Here is a 23,255-nt window from a genome sequence, read left to right on the forward strand (position 1 = left end):
TGAAAATTATATGTAGATCTTATCATAAAATATATATTTTTTTCAAGATTATTCATAAAGATACAGTAGTTTATCAGCTGAGGCTGAACACTTCTGAATGAAATATCTCTTATTTCTTTAAAAGTTCCTGCATTTCTTTGATTTCTTTAGGCTGTGTAGCCAGTATGTTTTTTGAGATATTAATAAGTTTTTTGTTTTTTCCGATTTTTAAATATGCTTTCGCCATTTCCACAGCACCTTCATGATGAACAATCATATTTTTCAGGAAAAGTTCTGTAGACTGATCAGCAGTGAGCTTACCTGTGGGCATATCCATTTTTTTCATCATATTGTCCATAATAGTATTCATATTCTTTTGAAAAGAATCGCTGTCATTTCCTGTAAGTGAATCAGAACGAATAAGAGCCTGCATTTCCTGAACTTCAGAACTTTGTGCTTTGATAATTTTGTCTGCAAGTGCTGTGACTTTTGGATCAGTGGTTATATTCTTTATTCCGGCACTGGTGATAATAGCAGCTTCATGGTGAAGGGTCATATAAACAGCAAAGATATTTCCTGTGTCAGTGGTAAGGTAAGCACTGTTATCCCCCATCATAGTATCATGGGCAAATTTTTCATAATCAGAATAATTTCGAAATTTTTGCGATGCAAGAACCTCTACAGGTGCCATTACGTCAAATACCGGTATGATTGCGAGATAATGAGAGTCGTAGTTTGTATTCATGGAAGGGCCTGTCATATCATGGTTTCCATTATGTGAATCCATTGCGGCTGCAGAAATATTAGCAGAAATAGTTACCGCAGAAATAATTAAAATTAGTTTTTTCATTTCTAATTTACCTCCTGTGTATAAAATAATAAATATCTACCATTATTAAAATTCCTGTACCCGTACAGCAGATCAGATTTTCAAATAAGAAGCAGAGAAAGGGTAAAGAGATTTTATAATATGTATTATAACAAAAAACAGGGGAATTTAACAATAAATATTAAAAAACATAGGGGAATAGAGTGCCGTAAACACAGAATAAACTGACGGGGCAATCTTCATGAAAAAATTCTTATATATAAAATTTATTTATAATATACATATTTTTGAACTGCCATAATTTATTCTAAAAAATATAACATAAAAAAAATAAAATATCGGTAATAAAAAATCCTGTTCTGCATTATGTTTTTAAATTGAAGAAAAGTCTGTTAAGTGCTATAATAGATAAAAAAACAAGGAGATATAAATAATGGATAAAAGTCTTACAGAAGCAAAAAGAGTTTTTGAAGCTGAAATAGAAGAGCTTGTAAAAGTAAAAGACAGACTTGATGAAAATTTTTCAAAAATGGTAGACATGATTTATGAATCAGAAGGGAAAGTAGTAATCACAGGAATTGGAAAGTCAGGACACATAGGAAAGAAAATATCAGCTACTCTGGCTTCTACAGGAACAAATTCGGTATTTATAAATGCAGCTGAGGCACTTCACGGAGACCTCGGGGTTATTAAAAAAGGAGATATAGTATTAGCCATTTCAAACAGCGGTAATTCTGATGAAATCTCTAATATACTTCCTTCTATAAGAAGAATAGGCGCAGATATAATAGCTTTTACAGGGAATAAAATTTCCGCTTTGGGAAAAGAAGCCGATTTAATAGTAAATATAGCAATAGATAAGGAAGCATGCCCGATGGGACTTGCTCCTATGACATCGGCTACAGTAACACTGGTAATGGGAGATGCACTTGCTGCGGCGTTAATGCAGAAAAGAAACTTTAAGCCGGAGAATTATGCTGTATATCACCCGGGAGGAAGTCTCGGAAGAAGACTGCTTCTGAAAGTAAGAGACCTTATGCACAAAAATGACGAGCTTCCAAAGCTGACAAAAGATACTCATATAGATACAGTCCTTATGGAACTTACAAAGAAAAAAATGGGTGCTGTATGTATAGCAGAAAATGACAGACTTGTGGGGATTATCACTGAAGGTGACATAAGACGTGCTTTGGCACATAAAGAGAAATTTTTTGATTACACAGCAGAAGATGTAATGACTAAAAATCCTATTTATGTAACACCTGAAATACAGGCAATAGAAGCACTGGAAAAGATGGAAGCAAGAGAAAGCCAGATAACGGTACTTCCTGTAGTGGATAATGACAAGCTTGTGGGAATAATAAGAATACATGATTTATTATACTTAAGATAGAGGATAGAGTGTGGACAGAAAAAATTTATTAAAGGGAACTTTGGTTTATTCACTTTCCAATGTGATAACTAAAGCCGGATCAATAGTGTTTCTTCCTATAATGACCAGAATTCTTACAGTGGATGAATACGGTATAATAGGTACTCTGGCACCTGTGACTACATTTCTTACTGTAATTCTGGGACTTGGGATTTATAATGCCCAGATGAAACAGTATGTGGTTTTGAAAGATGATAAAAAAGAACTGGGAAGTTATCTTTTTTCTTCGAATTTTATACTTATTACAATTAATGCGGCATTTTTACTGTTTTTACTGACACCTTTTTCAGAATCCATTTTTTCTAGGATTCCTGGTCTGGATAAGATAACTTACAGCCCGTATGTAATACTGTCGGCAGCAATAGCAACAGTAAATGTATTTAATATTCTTGCCATAAGATTTTTCAGAATGCAGAAGAAATATACACAGGTAGCTTTGGGTAGTCTGATCAGCTTTTTTTCAAACTATATGCTGGCTATTTTCTTTATCAGCAGAATGAAACTCGGCGTGACAGGATATCTGGCTGCTAACCTTGCAGCTGTATTGCTTTTGTTTTTATACTATGCTAAAGGATATTTCTCTAATTTCAGGCTTCCTGTAAAGGCGGAATATATAAAGTATTCGCTGAAAAACGGTATACCTCTGGTGTTTATAGAGCTTACAGACCAGGTAGTGAATCTGAGTGACAGACTTATACTTTTGATGTTTCTGGATTTTAAGGTGGTAGGTTATTATACGCTTGCTTACACAGGGGGAAGAGTGCTTTCTGTGGTAACAGGTTCGTTTATTGACAGCTGGACACCTGAATTTTATGAAATAATGAGCAGTGACAGGGAAGATAAGAATGTAACAGGAATACTCGAGGAGTTTATAGCAATTCTTACAGTAGTGTGTGTATTTGCACAGATTTTTTCTCCTGAGCTGATAATGATGATTTTCCCTGCGAAATTCTATAATGCCATAGCATTTATGCCGGTAATTCTTCCGGCTGTGGTAATTCAGGCTTTTTATTGCCTTGATTACTTTTTCCATTTTCATGAGGAAAGCTGGTATATCATTTTTCTTACACTTTTCTGCATGATTTTTAATCTTGTGTTTAACTTTATGCTGATACCGGTATTTGGTGCATTAACAGCAGCATGGACTACACTTGTGGCATTTTTGCTGAGAGCTGTACTGGAAATGATACTTATAAGGAAAAAATATAATGTAGGTTTTAATTATAAAAAATTGATTTTATATCTTATTATTATGGTAAATCCTGTTATTATCTATCTGGGATCTGCCGATGTAAGTATTGCGAAGCTTTTGGTAAAGATAGTTTATCTGCTTATTGTGCTGAAATTAGTAGTAAACAAAAAAGTATACAGCAAAATAATCAGTATGCTGAATAAAATACGAAGAAAATTTCAGAGATAAGGAAAACGGAAAGGATAAAAATGGAATATAAATTCACTGTTTTTACTCCGACATATAACAGGGCAGGGTTATTAACAGAATTATACGAATCATTGAAACTGGAAACATATAAAAATTTTGAGTGGCTTATAATAGACGATGGTTCTGCGGATAACACAGAGGAAACAGTTAAAAATTTTCAAAAAGAAAATATACTAAAAATAAATTATATAAAAAAAGAAAACGGCGGAAAGCAGAGAGCATATAATCTTGCTGTGGAAAATGCAAAAGGAGAGCTTTTTATCTGCCTTGATTCTGATGATAAATATATTTCCGAAGGACTGGAAATAATACTAAAATACTGGGAAGAATATGGGACAAGGGAAGATATCGCCGGTATGGGATATTTATCAGTTTATCCCGACGGAAAAATAATCGGGAAAAAGTTTCCCGAAGATATTATGATTGCAAATCAGTTTGACATATATTATAAATATAAAGTGTCAGGTGATAAAGGTCTTATGTTCAGGACAAAGATACTGAAAGAATACAGGTTTCCCGAAATAGACGGGGAAAAATTCGTTACAGAGGCAGTGGTTTATAACAGAATATCAAGAAAGTACAGTATTTTATATATAAATAAAGAGATAGAGATAAAGCAGTACCACGAAGACGGGCTTACCAGCGGCTATAACAGACTTTTGATGAACAATCCCAAAGGGAGCGCTCTCTATCATAATGAAAGAAATTTTTTTAAGATGTCATTCAAGGACAAAATATTAAATAATGCTGTTTATTATAAGTTTTCAAGAACAGCTGGGGAAAGTTTGAAAAAAATATTCTTAGATTCAAATGCGGTGTTTTATCTGATTCTGGCTCTGCCAATAGGGGAATATATGTTTCGGAGAGCTAAGAAAAACATTGGAAGGTAAATTTTGATTTTAAGGAGTAAAAAATGAAAAAAGTAATAATGTTACTATTAAGTTTGGGGTTATTCAGTGCAGGTTATTCATACTCATGCTCAGGCTCTGCATTTTATGACATAAGCAGGGATTATGTTACGAAAAAGGACGGGATTTATTATGAGTACAGCTATAAAACCACACAGAACAATAACGGAAAAATAGAACTAATTCCAAATGTAACAGAAAGCAGTAAAGTAGAAGGTGCAGATAAGGCAACCTTTGAGAAAATAAATAAATTCATGGCAAAAGACAAGAAAAACCTGTATTATAAAAATAAGGCCGTAGGAAAAAGCGAAGGATTTCAGAATCTAGGCGCTTACTACACGTATAAGCCGTGTACTACTTCAGAAGATAACTATATAATAAAAAATAACGACAATGTTTTTATAAATGATAAAAAAATAAATCTTGATCCTAAGAGTGCAGAATTAATATATCTGGATTCAAAGCAGAATAATGAAACAGGTTTTACCATGATGAATCTATATGCACAGGACATTAACGGCGTGTATTATTATTCGGAATTCACAGGAGCAATGGTCAAAATACTTGATAAACCTCTTTCAGAAAATGAATATAAATTTTTGGAAAATACAGGAAATTCACTGTATTTTATCAGCCCTTACAAAGTATATCTAAACGGAACAGAGATAAAAGGTGCAGACGCAAAGACTTTTCAGATAGTAAGCAGCAGCAGGATACCTTTGTCAAGGGATAAGGACAGCTATTATAAAGATCATACAATGATTACCAAAGCTGAATATGATAAATACAGAAGATCAAAATAGGGGACGGGAAAAGTCCGGCGTTGTAATATAAATTACAGAAAAGAAGAGAGAATTTTTATAGATAAAAATGGTAAATAAAACGAGTTAACAAAGGGAGTAAGAATAAAATGAAAAAGGTTTATGTTTTTTTATTAACAGTTTTATTAGGTTTGATATTATCCTGTGAAAAGGATATAAAACCAGCTGATGTAAAACCGGTTCAGGACATAAAGAAAAAAACAAACAGACTTATAATAAGAGGAACAGAAGAACCGGTATCGGTAAATCCTAATTTATCACAAACACAAACCGGAATATTGATCAATTCTTTTTTGAATGAGGGACTTACTAAAATAGGAAAAGACGGAACGCTTATTCCCGGACTTGCCGAAAGATGGGAAGTGAGCGAAGACGGAAAAGTTTGGAAATTTTATCTGAGAGATAATCTGAAATGGTCGAATGGTGATATTATCACTGCGAATGATTTCAGGTTTTCATGGATAAACGTTCTGAGTCCTTCTACAAAAGCAGAGTTTTCTAATTTTCTGTATATAATAAAAGGAGCGGAAGAATACAGCAGACACAATGGGAAGCTGGCAGATGTGGGGATAAAGGCAATAAATAATAAGACACTGGAAGTAACTCTGGACAGACCGTCAATATATTTTCCGTTATTACTTGCACATCCGGTATTTTTTCCTGTTAGTGAGAAGTTTTATCTCGGATCAAAGGAAGATTTTGGTTCAAGACCGGAAACAATTACTTCAAGCGGTCCGTATATACTAAGAGAATGGAATACGGGAAATAATCTGCTTTTGGTAAAAAATCCGTATTACTGGGATAAAGGAAGCATAAAGCCTGAGGAGATAGAAGTGAAGATAATTCCTGATACTTTGAAGGCAATGAGTGCATTTAATTCCGGCGAGATAGATATAGTAAATCTGGAACAGGAATTATATCAGGAATATAAAGATGATCAAAGACTGCAAAAATATCAGAACGGCCGTATATTTTACATTTCATTTAATGTTAAAGATAAAATATTTGAGAATCCGAAAATAAGAAAAGCAGTGGAATTAAGCATAAATAAAAAAGAGATTACAGATGTGGTACTGGAGGGAAGCGGAAAGCCCGCTGACAGACTTATATCTGTTTTAATTCCCGGTTTTGAGGAAGCAGAAAACAGCGAAGAATCTGAAAACAGCTACGGCTATGCACCGAAAAGAGGTAAAAGATTATATAAAGAAGGTCTTAGAGAGCTGAAAACCGAAAAGCTTCCTGTAATAAAGCTTTATATAAAAGAGGATTATGTAAACAGGAAAGTTGCTGACTACATAAAATTAAAGCTGAAAGAAAATCTGGATATGGATATAGAGATAGTAACTAATGCAAAAGACAGTTATGTAATGAGATTAAGTGACGAGAAACCTATTTATGCAGATCCGATGGGATATTTGAAATTATTTAAATCAAATTACAGAGATAATTACGGTTTTTACTCAAGTCTGGAATATGACAAACTTGTAAATGAAATTAATATTGAGATGCATAATCAGGAGAGGATCAAGTTTTCCAAAGACGCAGAAAAAATACTTATGAAAGATGTACCGGTAGTATTTCTGTATTTTCAGGAAAGAGAGGTAATGGTCAGCCCAAGAGTGAAAAATATATATTTTAGAAGTTTTGGCATGAAATATTATGTACTGGAAGCTGAAATTACAGAATAAGGGGGAGAAATGCATAAGGTTTTGGCATTATTAACAGGAATTTTTATTTTTTACGGCAGTTTTGCATGTATTGTATATGAAGAAGGGCCTGAGAGAGTATCGTGGCGGTATGGTTATATAAAAGCCGGCAATGAAATTTTTTACGGCAGTTATCTTGAAACAAAGGCTCTGTCCACAGACGGAGATTCTGTAAAAACGAATTTCAGAAAACTGAGAAAAGCTGTAGGAGTGGATATTGAAACATTTCAGGAGATAAATCAGTGTTATGGTGCTGATAAAGACAGAGTTTATTATCAGGGTGTGGAATTCGTCCCGAATGATAATTTTCAGATTTTAGGAAGTTATGATTCTGATATTACATATAGAGATGGTACAGTGGAACATATTAAGGATTATGTAATCAAGACTTCTGACAGTGTGTATGACGGATTAAAATTTTTGAATCTTGATTCTCCTAGTTTCAAACTTCTTTATGCAGGGCGCGGAGGAATTATATATGCACAGGATAAAACAGGAATATACTATAAAGGCGTGAAGAAAATAGACAGTTTTCCCGTAAAGGAAAATGAATACAGAATACTTGGGAACAGCGGACATATTTATTTGATTACCAAACACAGGGTATATATGGAAGATAAAATGATAAAAGAGGCTGATCCTTCGACATTCAGTATATTTGAAGAAGGGGGATTCCCTGAAATATCAATGGATAAAAAAAATTATTATAAAAACGGCGAAAAAATGACTTCGTGGGAAGTAGATAAATTATTTAAGGTAAAAAAAGAAAAATAGAGTAAATTATTAAGAAGTTTAATAAACAGGAAGAAGGAGAAAATAATGGGTTTTGGAAAGATTTTAAAATGTAAAAGCTGCGGCTCTGAATATGATATGTGTCTGGGAGAGTCGGGAGAAGGGGAAACAGAAACTGTTTTATTCTGTACAATCTGCGGTTCCTTTGGTCATAAAAGCGATCTCACGGGGAAAGAAATTGTTTGCTGCGGCAAGCCCATGGAACAAATAACAGAATTCGGAGATCTGGACAAAAGGATAAAAAAATTCAGATGCCCTGAATGCGGGAAAAGAGATATTATGGATACCGGGGAATTATTTTCCTGGGAATAAGAAAACCGGAGGTATTATGAGAATAAAAATAGATAAAATAACATTTGCTGACTTTTTGATTGCAAAAATGAGTACTGATAAAATAAATTTAATAGCTTCATTTTTAATAGTGTATGCTTATGTTATGATGAAACTGAGATATAATTTGATGATGTCAATGGCTGTACAGGTAACTGTGGCTATATTAATAGGTATAGCGGTAACAGCTCTGATATACGGACTTTTGTACTTTTTGAAATTCAGAAAATTAAAAGGTGAAAATCCCGGAGTACAAGGAAAATTTGACAAAGATTCTGTAAAAGAGTTTAACATTTTTGGGACACAGAAAAAATTTAAAATGCAGCCATATTCAAAATTTAATAAAAAGTATGAGAATAAATATACATTTTTCATGAGATTTGACGGAATGAAACTGCTTTTTTTACCCAAAAAATATCTTACAGAAGAAGAAATTGACTATATAAGAAGAAAAATATCATAAAAAACACAGCAGTATATAGAAGAAAGAGCATAAGAAGACATAACAGGGTGTCTTCTTTTTACATAAAAGGAGGCATATTTGATTCATTTAAATCAGAAAAAAATAAAAATAATGATTTATAAAATTGTATTTACATATAATTATCCCTAATAAAAACAGTATCTGAAATATCAGATGAAAAAATAAATTAAAAAAAAGATTGTTATTAACAGGTATTTTGTGATAATATTAAACTGAATAACTATATAAAAATAAGGTGATAAAATGAATGAAATAAAAATAAGATACGTACATCCTGAGGAACTTATAAACCTTACGGAGGACGCAAAAGATTACTTTTTGGATTTAAGGTCTAAGGATATAATAAATTATGAAGAATTCGAGCTCATACTAAATGAACTTTCATTGGTAGAAGATAAGTTAAGTGTTATGCAGTTAGAAGAGTTACTGATCATGAACGGCATAGAGACTAAAATCATTCTAAATTAAGAGGTGGAAATTTTGGCAAAAAAACTAGTTATTGTGGAGTCTCCTTCAAAGGCAAAAACAATAGAAAAAATATTGGGTAAAGGTTATGAAGTAGAGGCATCATACGGACATGTTATTGATCTTCCAAAAACCAAAATCGGAGTAGATATAGAAAATAAATTCGAACCTCACTATCAGGTAATAAAAGGTAAGGGAGACATATTAAAGAAACTGAAAGATAAGGCAAAAAAAGCTGATGCTGTATATCTGGCGTCGGATAAGGATCGTGAGGGAGAAGCTATTGCATGGCATATCTCCAATTATATCAAGGTTCCTGCCAAGACTAAAAGAATAGAATTTAACGAGATTACTAAAAGTGCGATAAATAATGCAATAAAGCACCCGAGAGACATAGACGAGAATCTGGTAAATGCACAGCAGGCAAGAAGAGTGCTGGACAGAATAGTAGGATATAAGATAAGCCCGCTTTTATGGAAGATAATAAACAAAAATGCAAGTGCTGGAAGGGTACAGTCTGTGGCCCTGAAGCTTATCTGCGACCTTGAGGACGAAATCAGGGAATTCGTCCCGCAGAAATACTGGGAAGTAACTGCAATTACAGACAAAGGAATAGAATTAGGCATATATGAAATTGCCGGAGAAAAAGTAGACAGAATTTTTGACGAGAAAGTAATGAAAAAGCTTAAAAAGGATCTGGCGAAGAAAAATCTTGAAGTCTTCAAAATAAAAGTTACGAAAAAGACACAAAGACCTCCGCTTGTATTCAAAACAAGCACACTACAGCAGCTCGCATCTTCATATCTCGGATTTGCCACATCAAAAACAATGAGAGTAGCCCAGCAGCTTTATGAAGGACTTTCGATAAACGGAGAAAATGTAGGATTAATCACTTACATGAGAACAGATTCCACAAGAGTTTCTAATGAATCTATGGCAGATGCAGGAAAATATATAGAAAAGAACTATGGAAAAGAGTATGTGGGTAAATATATTCCGGCTAAAGCCAAAGGAAATGTACAGGATGCCCATGAGGGAATAAGACCTACAGATATAACTCTTTCTCCTGATAGTATAAAGGACTCTCTGAGTGCTGAACAGTTCAAACTGTATAAGCTTATATGGGAGAGATTTTTAGTGTCTCAGTTTTCTGCTATGAAGTATGACCAGATGCAGATAAATGCCAAAAATGGTGACTATATATTCAGAGGTACTATAAATAAAGTAACTTTTGACGGTTATTATAAAGTATTCAAAGATGAGGATGAAATAAAAACTGCTGATTTTCCTGAAATAAAAGAGGGAGATGAACTTATAGTAAAAGATCTGAATATAAAAGACGGGATGACAAAGGCACCTGCGAGATTTTCAGAGTCTTCTCTGGTAAAAAAGCTTGAGGCAGAAGGGATAGGAAGACCGTCTACATATGCTTCCATAATAGAGACTTTGAAAACAAGGAATTACGCCGAGCTTGTGGATAAAAGATTTATTCCTACAGTTCTTGGCTATGAAGTAAAGACTGAGCTGGAAAAGCACTTTGAAAAGATAATGAACATAAAATTTACTGCTAATATGGAAGAGGAACTGGATGAAATAGAGAACGGAAGCATAAAATGGGAAGAGCTTATGGCGAACTTTTATAAAGGGCTTGAAGTAGAACTTACCAAGTTTGAAAAAGAAATTCAGGATCTTCAGGACAGAAGAATAGAAGCAGATATTATGTGTGCGAATGGTACTGAAGCTATGATCTTGAAAACAGGAAGATTCGGAAAATACCTGATATGTGAGTCAAATCCTGATGAAAAAGTTTCGCTGAAAGGTGTGCAGATACCAAAAGAGGAACTGGAAGCCGGAAAAATAATAGTAAAAGATAAAGTGGCAGAAAAGGAATCGGAGAAAAAAGGGGTTCCTACTGATCATTTTACTAAAGACGGTGTAAGAATTTTTGTAAAAAAAGGAAGATACGGAGAATATCTTGAGAGTGAAGACTATGAAAACGACGAGATAAGAATGCCCCTTCCTTATAAGATAAAACAGGAAATAAAAAAAGGAACTGCAAAAATGCAGGATGGAGTATATATCATACATGACGAGCTGGAAAAAATGCTGGCCGATGACCAGAGAATAATAGAAGAAGCAGGATTGTGTGAAAAATGCGGCAGACCTTTTGAGATAAAAATAGGGAGATTTGGAAGATTTTTGGCATGTACAGGATATCCGGACTGCAAAAATATAAAGAAAATCCCAAAAAAATAAGAGGCTGATTTTTATGGAAGAATCAAAAGAAAAAGAACTGCTTGTAGAACCTCTTGAAAAGTTTTTACACTTTCAGGAAGTAATACTGGGGAAAAGCTATAATACAATCAGAGGATACAGAAAGGATATAATGCAGTTTGTGGATTATATCAGCGAAAACGAGGAAATTTTTGATTATAATAAAGTGGAAGTCTTCACTGTAAGATCATTTATAGCTTATTCAAGCAGCAATGAAGTGGGAAAGAGAAGCATAAACAGAAAGATTTCTGCACTGCGTACATTTTTTGCATATTTAAAAGAACAGAATATAGTAGAGACAAATAAGCTTATCTATGTGAATATGCCTAAATTCGAAAAGGAACTTCCCACAGTTCTTACAAAAGAAGATATTAATAAATTAAGAAATGTAATAGATGTATCAAAAGTCACAGGGATAAGAGACCGTCTAATTATAGAATTTTTATATTCAAGCGGTCTGAGATCCAGTGAGCTTGTAAGTCTGAGCGAGCTTATGATAAACCTTGAGGAGAGGGAAGTAAGAGTGCTTGGAAAAGGAAATAAGGAGAGAGTTACTTTTTTCAGTGAGAATGCCCGCAGATGGTATGAGAAATATATCTCTGCCAAGAGAAATGAGTATAAAAACTATACTCCGAATATTGTTTTTGTGAACAGCAGAGGCGAGAGAATAACTACAAGGTCGCTTAGAAGGCTTATAGCTGACTATGCTGAAAGCGCGGGAATAAATAAAGAAGTTTCACCGCATGTATTCAGACATTCTTTTGCGACGACTCTTTTGAATAACAAGGTGGATATAAGATATCTACAGGAACTTTTGGGACACAGCAGCATATCTACCACACAGGTTTATACACATGTAAGTAAGGCTCTTTTAAGAGAAATATATATAAAGGCTCATCCTTTGGCAGATGAGGATTAATATGGAGGAAAAAATTGATAATAAAAAAATGCAGCGGGTGTGGAATTACCCTGCAAACTGAATTTCCTGAAAAAGCAGGATATGTATCAGAAGAAAAGTTTATAACGGGAACAAATATTTTGTGTCAGAGATGCTACAAAATCAAACATTACGGAAAACATCAGGATATAGAACTTACAAAGGAAGATTATAAAAAAGAAGTAGAAGATGCAGTAAAAAAATCCGATATTATACTTGCAATATTTGATATAATAGACTTCGAGGGGTCATTCAGCGAAGAAATTCTGGATTTTTTGAGAGAGCATAACTCTATTATTATGGTAAATAAAATTGATCTTCTGCCTAAGACAATACACCCAAGCGAAATATCAAACTGGGTAAAAGGGCGTCTTGAAGAAGAGGGAATAGTTCCTTATGATATAGCACTGATGAGTACAAAGACAAAATACGGAGTAAACGGTGTATTAAGAAAAATAAAAAGCTTTAAAGAAAACGCAACAGCGGTGGTATTGGGAGTTACTAATACAGGGAAATCGTCTTTTCTGAATTCCCTTATGGAAAAGGATAAATCTACAATTTCAAAATATCCCGGAACTACTTTGAAAGCTATAAAAAATAAAATAGACGGAACAGATATTACAATAGTAGATACTCCGGGACTTATACCGGAAAAAAGAATATCCGATCTTATTGATCCTAAAGAAGCCTTGGCACTGGTTCCAAACAATGAAATAAACAGAAAGACTTTTAAACTGGATAATAATCAGGTTTTCTTATTTGACGGTCTGATGTGGTTCAGGGTTATTAAGGAAGAGGATGAACAAAATCCTATTTTTTCTGCATTTGCAGCTAAAGATGTAAAGTTTCACGTAACAAAAGAAGACAGAGTGCAGGATTTACTAAATAAGGACTTTTTTGCCTTCCCTTCAAAAGAAGAAAAAGACGGTTATTATTCTAATATGAAAAAAGAACTGGTAACTGTAGAGGCTTTTGAGGAGATGGCAATATCAGGACTTGGGTGGATAAATGTAAAAAGAGGGCCTTTGACAGTAGAGCTTTCTTATCCTGAAAATGTAAAAATAGTCATCAGAAATGGAATAATTAATCCAAAAATTAGGAGAAATAATGAAAAAATCAAAAAAGAAAATGACTAAAGAAACAAAAATGGCAATACTAAAGTTTTTCATTTTTATATTTATTATTTTCTGTATATTTTCGGTATTTGTATTTTTTCATGCTGCAAAAGGCAGAAGACTGAAAAGAGTTACAGTGGAAGTCCAGGCTGAAAAACTTAATAATTCCATAAAGATCTTCAAGGCTTTGGAGGGAAGATATCCCGAACTTGCAGGAAACGAAGATAATCTTAAGGAGATCGTGACTTCAAAGGGAGTGAGTTTTCAGGAAATTTATGAAGATGAAAAAGTATTTGCACTTCCAAAAGATATTAAAAATAAAATAGAAGAAACAAATGCCATAACGCTTGTAAAAGATGAAAAAGGCGGATGGTATTACGATATGGCAAAAGGGACAATAGAAGCTAACCTGCCTGAAAAGGCTTATAAATAAGGAGTGAAGTATGGAAGATTACGCTGAATTGTTAACCAAAAATACAAGAACAAATAGAATGAACCTGCTGGTGCAGTATGTTGTTATAATAGCAGATATTTTACTGCTGGGATTATTTCTGAAAAACGGTTTCGGGCTGTTTTCAATAGTATTTTTTCTGATTCTGGTATTTATTTCTTCATACGGGAATATACTTTTCCTGAAAAAGAGCAGACTGGAAACTTTTGATAATATAGGGAAATATAATAATGAAGAAGTCCGTGATATAATAAGCGAGATATTTTTAAATATAAATAAAAAGGAAAAGCCGAATATTTATATTATATCTTCAAGTACAGTTAACGCTTTTGTTACTGACAGCATAATAAAAGGCATAGCTCCTCTGAATGGTTTATACCTGTCCGAGGATTTATTCAGCAATCTGAAAACTGAAGAATTAAAGTCTGTAATATACCATGAACTCGGACATTATTATTATTTTATGAGTCCGTTTTCCAAAAATATCCTTCCTTTGGATATTTTTTCGGTATTATTTCCGTTTTTTCTTTTTTTAGTATCAGGATTTACATCAATATTTTCATTATTCTTTCTGGTTTTTTCATTTAGTGCTTTTGTTAGATATCTGACTTTTAAGAATATAAAAGATAATGAGTATCTGAGTGACTTTTTTTCTGCACAGAAAAACGGTCTTTTGAATATAGTAAACGGATTAATAGTAGTAAGCAAGATAAATGAAATAGACAGTAAAATAGTGAGATACCTTGCAGAAAGAATAACAAGGGACAAGCAGAGACTTTCTTTTCAGGATTTTGATTTTTATTATGATACTCTGAGAAAAGAAATACCATATGAATTTCAAAACTTTGATGAAATATCCCAGCTTATAGATGACTTTTTATATGACGGTTCAGATGAGAATATTCCTGAAATAAATAAGGAAAGTTATTATTATCAGGAGATAGACGGCTGGGAAAAGTTCGATCTGAATCATGATTTCAGAATTTCTGAAGAAGAGTATCCTTTGCTTATAGAAACTCTTATAAACAGTGAACTTAATGAAACAGCAGAGCAGAAAGTCTATGATGAACGTTATAATATTACGCATCCTTCATTAAGAAACAGAATATTGTTTTTAGAGGATAACAAAGAATATCTGGATATTTAGGTTTATAGATAAAGGCGGTAAAATGTATATTTTGATAATATCTGTAATAATAGCAGTTTTAGCTTATTTGAGATATTTTCCCCTTGGTTATGATGAAGAGAAACACATAGAAGAAATAATGAATCAAAATAAAAAGGACTTTTATTCCGGGAATTTCAGAAAAAGATACTTTAATCCGTGGAAAAAAGATAACAGAAATATATTTCACAGTATAAAATGGTTTTTGGAGAAAAAACCGGATTATAATTATGAAAAGGGGAAGTATTTTCCCAAGAATAATAGTATTACAGCAGAAGAACTGAAAAATTTGCTTAATAGTGAAAAAGACTTTATAATATGGATAGGGCATAATACTACTCTTATAAAATTAAGAGAGCATTTTTTCCTGTGTGATCCTGTTTTTTCAGAAAAGATATTTTTTACCAAAAGACGTACAAGGGTTGGAATAGATGTGGAAACATTAAATAAGGCATTTGAAGGTAAAAGGCTTAATGTTCTTATTACTCATAACCATTATGATCATTTGGATATGAATTCATTGAAAAAGCTAAATATAACAGGTTATGTTTATATGCCTGCGGGAGTGAAAAAACTCTTTAGGGATATGGGAATAAAAGAGATCAGGGAAATGAACTGGCGGGAAAGCACAGTGCTTGGAGGACTTACAATTAATTTTCTTCCTGCACAGCACTATTCACACAGAATAGCACAAGGGAAAAACAGGTCTTTGTGGGGCAGCTATATTATAGAAACCGAAAGCGGGGATGTTTTCATAGGAGGAGATTCAGGTTATTTCGGCGGATATAAGGAGTTCGGAGAAAGATTCAATGTGAAATACGCTGTTCTTCCTGTGGGGGGATACGAGACAAGATGGTTTGCGGCTTATGAGCATATGAATGTGGAAGATTCTCTCAGGGCAGCTGAGGATTTGAAATGTGATGTTATGATTCCTGTACATTGGGGAGCATTTCATCTGGGAGTAGAGCCTCCTGATTATACAGGTTTTAGATTTGACGAGATAGTAAAAAATAATAAAAATATCGCAGATACAATAAAATTAATTAATTTAGGAGAAGTATTTTTTCTTTGTTAATGGAAAGGTATACAAAATGGATTATGAGCTTTTACTAAAGAGTTATGCGGGACTTGTGGAGAATGAAAATGATTTTACAGCAACACTGGCAAATACAAGTGCATTTATATTTAATACTGTAAAGGGATTGAACTGGGCGGGATTTTATCTGTCGTCAGGAGAGGAACTGATATTAGGGCCTTTTCAGGGGAAACCTGCATGTACCAGAATAAAATACGGAAACGGGGTATGCGGAACTGCGGTGAGCAGGGATGCGACTATGGTCGTGGATAATGTCCATGAATTCGAGGGACATATAGCATGTGACGGCGCTTCGAATTCTGAGATAGTAGTTCCTTTACATAAAAATGGAGTAATAATAGGTGTATTGGATGTAGACAGTCCGGAATTTTCAAGGTTCGGGAGTGAAGAGAAAGAGTTTTTTGAAAAGATCGCAAAGATCATAGAAGAAAAAATCCAATAACGGAGGAAGATTATGGAAGTGGAATATTTAGAAAAACTGGCTGAATTTTTTAAGGTATTCGGCGACAGAACAAGACTTAATATATTAAAACTGTTGTTGGAGCAGGAACTGAATGTAACGGAAATATCAGAAAAACTGGATATGAACAGTTCGGCAATATCACATCAGTTACGTGTGCTGAGAGCGGCTAATCTGGTGAAGACCAGAAAAGACGGGAAGGAAGTGTTTTATATGCTTTCTGATGACCATGTAAAGAAGATTTATGAGGTAGGATTGGAACACGTTATGGAGTAAGTAATATAAGGGGGATTATATGGTAAGTAAAGAGGTGGGGAAATATATTAATACCGCTTTGAGATGTATACCTTCGGAGGAATTAGAGGAACTTCCGAGAACGGTATATAATCTTCCTCAGTGGCATAGTTATGAGCATAATATTTGGGAATATGGGGAAAGGATCAGGCAGATATTATTAGAAAACAGTAAGATTCAGTTATTAGACAGTCAGATAGAAAAAATAATAGAAATTATTAATAATCCCTTGGCCAAAAGAGGGCGTCAGACTTTTATCTGGTTATTAGGCAAAAGAAAGTATGCCGGTTTGGCTCCGAGAATTATTGATCAGATTTATGATGATGATGTTTCATTGCATATTTTTGATACAGTCTATAAAATGAGGGCATTGGGTTATGAAAAAGAAATTTTGGACTTTCAGGAAAGATTTAAGCCGCTAGCAGCGGAGAGAAAGAAAATAGCGAGATATTTGGCCGGGTTTAAGTAAAGTGCTTTCTATGTTCTATGCAGAGGTATTTTGATTTTGTATTATATTTATATTTTAATATATTGTGTTGATTTGAGTTTATTTTTATCAACACTTTTTTAATTTTAAATAAAATATTGGTGGACATTTAGTGGCTGACTGGTATAAAATAAATGTATAAGTAAGGGAGGGACAATGGAAAAAAGAAATGTAAGGGTTTCTTTTCACAGAGCAGGTAACGGAAGGGTGCAAGAATTAAACTTTCTATACCATGGCTGCGAAAATTAGGAGTTTCAGAAGAGGAAAAAGATGTAATACTTACCTATGATGAAAAGAAAATAACTTTGGAAAAGAAATAAAAAATCTCCTGTCAATCCTTATTTAGAATAACAGGAGAAATACAGTCTAATAAAAGACTAGACATCACTAATTATACTGTATTGACTCCGGAAAATCAAATTTTAGTAGGAATAGCATGAATAATGCAGAAGTATTTAATATGCTAGTCAAGAGGGAATTAATAGAAAATTTTTCTTTGACTAAATTAAACAGAAAAATTATGAAATTAGAAAATGAATTCAAGGAAAAATATGGCGATGAGGTATTTCATGATTATTATGAAATAGCGGAACTCTCAATTGAAGAATTATCAGAGTATATAAGTCTTTGTTTTGAAATGGGGGAAAAGGAAGCTTTATAAAAATTCTGTCGATCTCTGGTAGGGATAAAAATACCGGAGATCGACAATCTTTTATTTTATAGTTATTTGAGTGTGTTTTTGGCTTAAATATGACATTTTTGTGTCATGGTTATGACAGACGAAAAAAAGTGGTCGACAGAAATGTTTATTTGAGGTATAATAAATAAAAGTTTTGTGGGGGGATGGGTATTAATATAACTATCTTAGAATGTAAATATCAATCTCCAGCACTCTTTCGGTGTTAATCTTCTTGTATTAATATAACTATCTTAGAATGTAAATGAATATAAACTCTCTGAAATTGTTTCATTATATAAAGGTATTAATATAACTATCTTAGAATGTAAATTAATTAGTTGTAATACAACAATTGTGATCCATATAAGTATTAATATAACTATCTTAGAATGTAAATCTTGAACATCTACTCCGGCTGTCAAAACTCTCACATCGTATTAATATAACTATCTTAGAATGTAAATTAAATTAAACAAATTTCCCATGTAGTCAAGAAAAAAGTATTAATATAACTATCTTAGAATGTAAATGTTCCATCATTGCGTCAACGAATTCTTCCAGTTCTTCAGTATTAATATAACTATCTTAGAATGTAAATTCATGTCTCACCTCAATAGACTATCTGAAAATACGGCGTATTAATATAACTATCTTAGAATGTAAATTTTACTCCTGATTGTCCTAACATATCTACTCCCTATTATTAATATAATTTGGTTTTTGAATAGGGTAGCCTATTAATACAACTATCCCAGATATAATTCCCCAAAAATAACAAATATTTCATGCCCGTTTTCTAAACTAGTACACCCATTCTAAAACCAACACTGTAAATCACCAACCAAATACAAATAACAAACTTAGCACTAACAAATCACTTAAAAACCTCAAACAAAAAAAGTAAAATCTCCCCCCTTATCATAAAATATGAAACTCCATATAATCTCCTTATTTTTCCCCGAAAAACTTGACAAAAATTTTGTATAAATATATAATATTAGTATATAGGAAGTGCCTGTAAAGGTACTATTTTTATGGGATTTCCCACAATTTGTTATTATTACAAAAAGAAACTGATATTTAATAAAATAAGTTTTTTGAACTTTGTAAAAATTAATAAAAATTTATTTTGAAATATGGGAAAAAGGGTGGATAATAACGGATATATATGGTAAAATAATAGTTACTTGTAAAGTAAAATATTAAAGAAAGTTAGGTATATTAGGCAGCAATATACACAATGAGGTGACATATGAATGATAAAATTATTATAAAAGGAGCACGAGAGCATAATTTAAAAAATATAAATATAGAGATTCCGAAAAATCAATTTGTGGTAATAACCGGCGTTTCAGGAAGCGGTAAATCTTCACTGGCATTTGATACTATCTATTCAGAAGGACAGAGAAGATACGTAGAAAGCCTTTCAGCATATGCAAGACAATTTATCGGGCAGATGCAGAAACCGGAACTGGACAGCATAGAAGGATTGTCACCGGCAATTTCAATAGAACAGAAAAGTGTTTCCAAAAACCCGAGATCAACAGTGGGTACAATGACAGAAATATATGACTATATGAGACTTTTATGGGCACATATAGGAGAGGCTCATTGTCCGGTATGCGGAACAAAAGTAGAAAAACAGACTATTCAGGAGATAGTGGATATAATAATAGAAAGTAACAAAGATGGTGACAAGCTTGTAATTCTTGCACCGGTAATAAAAGACAAAAAAGGTACACATAAGAATTTATTCCTGAATCTTCAGAAAAAAGGATTTTTGAGAGTAAGGGTAAATGGTGAGATATTATATCTGGAAGATGTAATAGAACTTGATAAAAATAAACGTCATAACATAGAAGTCGTAATAGACAGACTAAAAATAAAAAAAGATGATAATGATTTTCTGGGAAGATTTTCAGAAGCTGTGGAAACAGCCACTGGATTGTCAGAAGGAGTAATCATAGCCAATGTAAATGATGTAGACCATATCTACAGCGAGAATTTTTCATGCCCGAATCACCCGGATGTAGTATTTCCTGAAGTGGTTCCAAGATTATTTTCATTTAACGCACCTTTTGGAGCATGTGAAGCATGTAACGGAATTGGTACTACACTGGAAGTTGATGAAAATAAACTTATTCTGGATGAGAATCTTTCATTAAATCAGGGTGCAATTTATGTACCCGGAGCAAGTACAAGAAAAGGCTGGAGCTGGGAAATGTTCAAATGCATGACCGCAGCACATAATATAGATATGGACAAGCCTGTAAAAGATCTTACAGCTAAAGAAAGAGACATAATATTTAACGGATCAAGCAAAAAGTTCAAGTTTAAATACTCGGGAGATTCATTTTCATTTAATGGAATGAAGGAGTACGAAGGTGCTGTAAAGAATCTTGAAAGAAGATATTATGAAACTGCTTCTGATTCTATGAAAGACGAGATAGAAGCAAAGTACATGATAGAAAAAACATGTAAAACATGCAAGGGAAAAAGACTGAAAGATGTAGTACTTGCTATTACAGTAAATGATAAAAGTATTATAGATATTACAGAAGCAAGTGTAAATGAATCACTTGGATTCTTTGAAAATATAGAGCTTACTGAAAAGCAGAGACAGATATCAGACGAGATACTGAAAGAGATAAGAGAAAGATTGTCATTTATGATAAACGTAGGGCTGGATTATCTGACACTGGCGAGAATGACTAAGACACTTTCAGGTGGAGAATCACAGCGTATAAGACTTGCTACACAGATAGGAAGCAGACTTACAGGAGTCATATATGTACTGGATGAGCCGAGTATCGGACTTCACCAGAGAGATAACGAAAAGCTTCTTGCTACTTTGAAAGACTTGAAAGATATCGGTAATACCCTGATAGTAGTAGAACATGATGAAGATACAATGAGGGAATCAGATTTCCTTATTGATATAGGGCCTAATGCTGGAATACACGGCGGGGAAATAATAGCAATGGGAACACCGCAGGAAGTAATGAAGTCTAAGAAATCACTGACTGCACAGTATCTAAACGGTAAAATAAAAATAGAAATTCCTGAAAAAAGAAGAAAAGCTAAGAACAGCATTGAGCTGAAAAGTGCTACAGGAAATAATCTGAAAGATGTAAGCATAAAAGTACCGCTGGAATCATTTACAGTGGTAACGGGTGTGTCAGGAAGCGGAAAATCAACATTGATAAACCAGACATTATTTCCTGAATTATTTAACAGATTAAACAGAGGAAAGCTTTATCCTTTGGAAAATAAAGGCTTGAAAGGCTTGGAAAATCTTGAAAAAGTAATAGATATAGATCAGTCGCCTATAGGAAGAACACCGAGATCTAATACTGCCACATATACGAAGATTTTTGACGATATCAGAGATATATTTGCACAGACTAAAGATTCTAAAATAAGAGGATATGACAAAGGAAGATTTTCGTTTAATGTAAAAGGCGGAAGATGTGAAGCCTGCGGCGGAGCCGGAATAAACAAAATAGAGATGAACTTCCTTCCTGATGTTTACGTGGAATGTGAAGTTTGTAAAGGGAAGAGATATAACAGGGAAACACTGGAAGTCCATTATAAAGATAAAAATATTTCTGATGTGCTGAATATGTCAGTAGAAGAAGCATTTGACTTTTTCCAGACTATTCCGGGACTGAAAAGAAAATTGGAAACATTAATGGATGTCGGAATGAATTACATAAAGCTGGGACAGCCGGCTACTACACTTTCAGGCGGTGAGGCACAGCGTATAAAACTTGCTTCTGAGCTTTCCAAAATGTCAAGAGGAAAGACAATCTACATTTTGGACGAACCTACTACAGGACTTCACTTTGAAGATATAAGAAAGCTTCTTATAGTATTGAACAGACTTGTGGAAAAAGGAAATACAGTATTAGTAATAGAGCACAATCTTGATGTTATAAAATCTGCCGATTATATTATAGATATAGGGCCGGAAGGCGGATTCAGAGGAGGAGAGGTCATAGCTACAGGTACTCCTGAGGAAATAGCAAAAGTGAAAAAATCTTATACAGGGCAGTTTTTGAAAAAATATTTAAAGTAAGAGAAGGTAAGAAAGAAGATGAGTAATATGTTTAATATATTTCAATATTTACAAATGAAGGGAATTGACGGAGAACAGCAAAAAAATTACTTTAAGGAACTGGATGAAGCTAATGAAAAGATAAATGAATTTCTGATTCTGAATCCTAACTCAAAAGTAAAAGACATAAAGATAAAATTCCTTGATGACAGTGCTGAAAAGGTTATGTTGGATATACATATTGAAAAACAATAGAAAGACGGGGATATTATGAGAAAATATTCATTGGAAATAAACGGAACCGTTTATGAAAACTTCACAGAAGAGTATTTGAGAAAATCTCTTGTGGCAATGCTTGACGGAGAACCGGGAGAAGATAACTTTTTAATACTGGATCCCGCAGAGCCGATACAAAACTCCATATATGTACAGGCTTGGTATGAAAACGGAATATTTGACATAGAGACAAGAATAATTCACGCCGATAATTCATATACGCATTATCTCTATAAAACGCCTTCACTGGAAGAAGCAACTAAAATATTTACCGAATATTATCTGTACCAAAAGCTTCCTAACATAACAGAATGGCAGGATGTCACAGATACTATGTAGATACTTTAAAGGAGGAATACAATGTATGTTTCGGTCTTAAAACTAAAAATAAAACTTCCTTTTTCAGAATCATTAAAAGATAAACGAATGGTGAAGAATAGCGTAAGAGATAAAATAGAAAGAATTTTTAAGGCTTTGGTAAAAGAAATAGACACACCGGATAATAAGAAAATACTGAGTCTCGGAGTAGTCTATGCGTCATCTACACAGACAAGCGCAGAACAGCAGATAAATAAAATTCTGGAATATATGGAACGAAATTATGACTATGAATTTTATGAATCAGAGAAATATATAGAAAAATTTTAGACATTATAATAAAGAAAGACAGCTTTTCGGGCTGTCTTTCTTTGGTTTTACCGGGGAGTGTGCAAGAAAGTCTGTAAATTAAATCTGATATAATAAAAGATTTGTTTTTCATATATTGATTTATCTATT

At 33.4% G+C, this 23,255-nt stretch carries 24 protein-coding genes and 1 CRISPR repeat array; of the genes, 23 read left to right on the forward strand and 1 reads right to left on the reverse strand.

From position 1 onward, the window contains the following. Window positions 1-109 precede the first annotated feature (109 nt). Complete coding sequence (locus NK213_RS09645) at window positions 110-829, reverse strand: DUF305 domain-containing protein (protein WP_253348745.1); 720 nt, start codon at window positions 827-829, stop codon at window positions 110-112. A 409-nt stretch (window positions 830-1,238) separates the two neighbouring features. Between NK213_RS09645 and NK213_RS09650 the strand changes: the two genes are divergently transcribed. From NK213_RS09650 to NK213_RS09760, 23 genes are all read left to right on the forward strand, one after another. Next, entirely contained in the window at window positions 1,239-2,201 is a 963-nt protein-coding gene (locus NK213_RS09650) for a KpsF/GutQ family sugar-phosphate isomerase (protein WP_253348768.1), read from the forward strand. Between the two features lie 10 nt (window positions 2,202-2,211). Further along, the gene (locus tag NK213_RS09655) at window positions 2,212-3,660 is read left to right on the forward strand and encodes an oligosaccharide flippase family protein (protein ID WP_253348746.1); all 1,449 of its coding nucleotides are present in this window, start codon (window positions 2,212-2,214) and stop codon (window positions 3,658-3,660) included. A gap of 20 nt (window positions 3,661-3,680) precedes the next feature. Beyond that, entirely contained in the window at window positions 3,681-4,571 is an 891-nt protein-coding gene (locus tag NK213_RS09660; RefSeq protein WP_253348747.1) for a glycosyltransferase family 2 protein, read from the forward strand. A 23-nt stretch (window positions 4,572-4,594) separates the two neighbouring features. After that, window positions 4,595-5,392 carry a DKNYY domain-containing protein gene (locus NK213_RS09665; protein ID WP_253348748.1) on the forward strand — a complete coding sequence of 266 codons (798 nt, stop codon included), beginning with the start codon at window positions 4,595-4,597 and terminating at the stop codon, window positions 5,390-5,392. A gap of 107 nt (window positions 5,393-5,499) precedes the next feature. Further along, a complete protein-coding gene (locus tag NK213_RS09670; RefSeq protein ID WP_253348749.1) occupies window positions 5,500-7,098 on the forward strand; it encodes a peptide ABC transporter substrate-binding protein in 1,599 nt (532 codons plus the stop codon). 9 nt (window positions 7,099-7,107) lie between these two features. Next, complete coding sequence (locus NK213_RS09675; protein ID WP_253348750.1) at window positions 7,108-7,890, forward strand: DKNYY domain-containing protein; 783 nt, start codon at window positions 7,108-7,110, stop codon at window positions 7,888-7,890. Between the two features lie 45 nt (window positions 7,891-7,935). Beyond that, window positions 7,936-8,220: a hypothetical protein gene (locus NK213_RS09680; protein ID WP_253348751.1), complete on the forward strand. Its 285-nt coding sequence runs from the start codon at window positions 7,936-7,938 to the stop codon at window positions 8,218-8,220. A 16-nt stretch (window positions 8,221-8,236) separates the two neighbouring features. Next, on the forward strand, window positions 8,237-8,701 hold the full coding sequence (locus NK213_RS09685) for a hypothetical protein (protein ID WP_253348752.1): 465 nt from the start codon (window positions 8,237-8,239) through the stop codon (window positions 8,699-8,701). A 264-nt stretch (window positions 8,702-8,965) separates the two neighbouring features. Next, the gene (locus NK213_RS09690) at window positions 8,966-9,190 is read left to right on the forward strand and encodes a hypothetical protein (RefSeq protein ID WP_253348753.1); all 225 of its coding nucleotides are present in this window, start codon (window positions 8,966-8,968) and stop codon (window positions 9,188-9,190) included. Between the two features lie 12 nt (window positions 9,191-9,202). After that, a complete protein-coding gene (gene topA, locus NK213_RS09695; protein ID WP_253348754.1) occupies window positions 9,203-11,443 on the forward strand; it encodes a type I DNA topoisomerase in 2,241 nt (746 codons plus the stop codon). A gap of 13 nt (window positions 11,444-11,456) precedes the next feature. Beyond that, window positions 11,457-12,380: a site-specific tyrosine recombinase/integron integrase gene (gene xerA, locus NK213_RS09700; protein WP_253348755.1), complete on the forward strand. Its 924-nt coding sequence runs from the start codon at window positions 11,457-11,459 to the stop codon at window positions 12,378-12,380. 14 nt (window positions 12,381-12,394) lie between these two features. Continuing rightward, complete coding sequence (gene yqeH / locus NK213_RS09705; RefSeq protein ID WP_253348756.1) at window positions 12,395-13,534, forward strand: ribosome biogenesis GTPase YqeH; 1,140 nt, start codon at window positions 12,395-12,397, stop codon at window positions 13,532-13,534. Next, window positions 13,506-13,946 (forward strand): hypothetical protein, encoded by a 441-nt coding sequence (locus NK213_RS09710; protein ID WP_253348757.1) that lies wholly within the window; start codon window positions 13,506-13,508, stop codon window positions 13,944-13,946. The genes yqeH and NK213_RS09710 overlap by 29 nt, the downstream gene beginning before the upstream one ends. A gap of 10 nt (window positions 13,947-13,956) precedes the next feature. Next, on the forward strand, window positions 13,957-15,111 hold the full coding sequence (locus NK213_RS09715) for a M48 family metalloprotease (RefSeq protein ID WP_253348758.1): 1,155 nt from the start codon (window positions 13,957-13,959) through the stop codon (window positions 15,109-15,111). Between the two features lie 22 nt (window positions 15,112-15,133). Continuing rightward, on the forward strand, window positions 15,134-16,204 hold the full coding sequence (locus NK213_RS09720) for an MBL fold metallo-hydrolase (protein ID WP_253348759.1): 1,071 nt from the start codon (window positions 15,134-15,136) through the stop codon (window positions 16,202-16,204). Between the two features lie 16 nt (window positions 16,205-16,220). Then, complete coding sequence (locus NK213_RS09725) at window positions 16,221-16,667, forward strand: GAF domain-containing protein (RefSeq protein WP_253348760.1); 447 nt, start codon at window positions 16,221-16,223, stop codon at window positions 16,665-16,667. Window positions 16,668-16,679: 12 nt separating this feature from the next. Further along, window positions 16,680-16,961 (forward strand): helix-turn-helix transcriptional regulator, encoded by a 282-nt coding sequence (locus NK213_RS09730; RefSeq protein WP_253348761.1) that lies wholly within the window; start codon window positions 16,680-16,682, stop codon window positions 16,959-16,961. Between the two features lie 19 nt (window positions 16,962-16,980). Next, a complete protein-coding gene (locus NK213_RS09735) occupies window positions 16,981-17,448 on the forward strand; it encodes a hypothetical protein (protein WP_253348762.1) in 468 nt (155 codons plus the stop codon). Between the two features lie 454 nt (window positions 17,449-17,902). Continuing rightward, window positions 17,903-18,127 (forward strand): hypothetical protein, encoded by a 225-nt coding sequence (locus tag NK213_RS09740; RefSeq protein ID WP_253348763.1) that lies wholly within the window; start codon window positions 17,903-17,905, stop codon window positions 18,125-18,127. 186 nt (window positions 18,128-18,313) lie between these two features. Beyond that, window positions 18,314-18,875: direct repeats of the CRISPR family, unit length 30 nt; unit sequence GTATTAATATAACTATCTTAGAATGTAAAT. 522 nt (window positions 18,876-19,397) lie between these two features. Further along, entirely contained in the window at window positions 19,398-22,223 is a 2,826-nt protein-coding gene (gene uvrA, locus NK213_RS09745; protein WP_253348764.1) for an excinuclease ABC subunit UvrA, read from the forward strand. 27 nt (window positions 22,224-22,250) lie between these two features. After that, on the forward strand, window positions 22,251-22,457 hold the full coding sequence (locus NK213_RS09750) for a hypothetical protein (protein WP_253348765.1): 207 nt from the start codon (window positions 22,251-22,253) through the stop codon (window positions 22,455-22,457). 15 nt (window positions 22,458-22,472) lie between these two features. Next, window positions 22,473-22,817, forward strand: coding sequence for a hypothetical protein (locus NK213_RS09755; protein WP_253348766.1), 345 nt, complete (start codon window positions 22,473-22,475; stop codon window positions 22,815-22,817). A 21-nt stretch (window positions 22,818-22,838) separates the two neighbouring features. Continuing rightward, on the forward strand, window positions 22,839-23,126 hold the full coding sequence (locus NK213_RS09760) for a DUF503 domain-containing protein (protein ID WP_253348767.1): 288 nt from the start codon (window positions 22,839-22,841) through the stop codon (window positions 23,124-23,126). The last annotated feature ends 129 nt before the right edge of the window (window positions 23,127-23,255 follow it).

The organism is Sebaldella sp. S0638, assembly GCF_024158605.1.
Taxonomy (GTDB): Bacteria; Fusobacteriota; Fusobacteriia; order Fusobacteriales; family Leptotrichiaceae; genus Sebaldella.

What these genes read in the sequence shown, in the direction of transcription:
- uvrA (WP_253348764.1), top strand. Translation starts at nt 19,398, where the DNA reads ATGAATGATAAAATTATTATAAAAGGAGCACGAGAGCATAATTTAAAA.
- NK213_RS09725 (WP_253348760.1), top strand. Translation starts at nt 16,221, where the DNA reads ATGGATTATGAGCTTTTACTAAAGAGTTATGCGGGACTTGTGGAGAAT.
- NK213_RS09750 (WP_253348765.1), top strand. Translation starts at nt 22,251, where the DNA reads ATGTTTAATATATTTCAATATTTACAAATGAAGGGAATTGACGGAGAA.
- NK213_RS09740 (WP_253348763.1), top strand. Translation starts at nt 17,903, where the DNA reads ATGAATAATGCAGAAGTATTTAATATGCTAGTCAAGAGGGAATTAATA.
- NK213_RS09670 (WP_253348749.1), top strand. Translation starts at nt 5,500, where the DNA reads ATGAAAAAGGTTTATGTTTTTTTATTAACAGTTTTATTAGGTTTGATA.
- NK213_RS09685 (WP_253348752.1), top strand. Translation starts at nt 8,237, where the DNA reads ATGAGAATAAAAATAGATAAAATAACATTTGCTGACTTTTTGATTGCA.
- NK213_RS09715 (WP_253348758.1), top strand. Translation starts at nt 13,957, where the DNA reads ATGGAAGATTACGCTGAATTGTTAACCAAAAATACAAGAACAAATAGA.
- NK213_RS09665 (WP_253348748.1), top strand. Translation starts at nt 4,595, where the DNA reads ATGAAAAAAGTAATAATGTTACTATTAAGTTTGGGGTTATTCAGTGCA.
- NK213_RS09760 (WP_253348767.1), top strand. Translation starts at nt 22,839, where the DNA reads ATGTATGTTTCGGTCTTAAAACTAAAAATAAAACTTCCTTTTTCAGAA.
- xerA (WP_253348755.1), top strand. Translation starts at nt 11,457, where the DNA reads ATGGAAGAATCAAAAGAAAAAGAACTGCTTGTAGAACCTCTTGAAAAG.
- NK213_RS09710 (WP_253348757.1), top strand. Translation starts at nt 13,506, where the DNA reads ATGAAAAAATCAAAAAAGAAAATGACTAAAGAAACAAAAATGGCAATA.
- NK213_RS09645 (WP_253348745.1), bottom strand. Translation starts at nt 829, where the DNA reads ATGAAAAAACTAATTTTAATTATTTCTGCGGTAACTATTTCTGCTAAT.
- NK213_RS09680 (WP_253348751.1), top strand. Translation starts at nt 7,936, where the DNA reads ATGGGTTTTGGAAAGATTTTAAAATGTAAAAGCTGCGGCTCTGAATAT.
- NK213_RS09690 (WP_253348753.1), top strand. Translation starts at nt 8,966, where the DNA reads ATGAATGAAATAAAAATAAGATACGTACATCCTGAGGAACTTATAAAC.
- NK213_RS09675 (WP_253348750.1), top strand. Translation starts at nt 7,108, where the DNA reads ATGCATAAGGTTTTGGCATTATTAACAGGAATTTTTATTTTTTACGGC.
- NK213_RS09735 (WP_253348762.1), top strand. Translation starts at nt 16,981, where the DNA reads ATGGTAAGTAAAGAGGTGGGGAAATATATTAATACCGCTTTGAGATGT.
- NK213_RS09720 (WP_253348759.1), top strand. Translation starts at nt 15,134, where the DNA reads ATGTATATTTTGATAATATCTGTAATAATAGCAGTTTTAGCTTATTTG.
- NK213_RS09755 (WP_253348766.1), top strand. Translation starts at nt 22,473, where the DNA reads ATGAGAAAATATTCATTGGAAATAAACGGAACCGTTTATGAAAACTTC.
- NK213_RS09660 (WP_253348747.1), top strand. Translation starts at nt 3,681, where the DNA reads ATGGAATATAAATTCACTGTTTTTACTCCGACATATAACAGGGCAGGG.
- NK213_RS09730 (WP_253348761.1), top strand. Translation starts at nt 16,680, where the DNA reads ATGGAAGTGGAATATTTAGAAAAACTGGCTGAATTTTTTAAGGTATTC.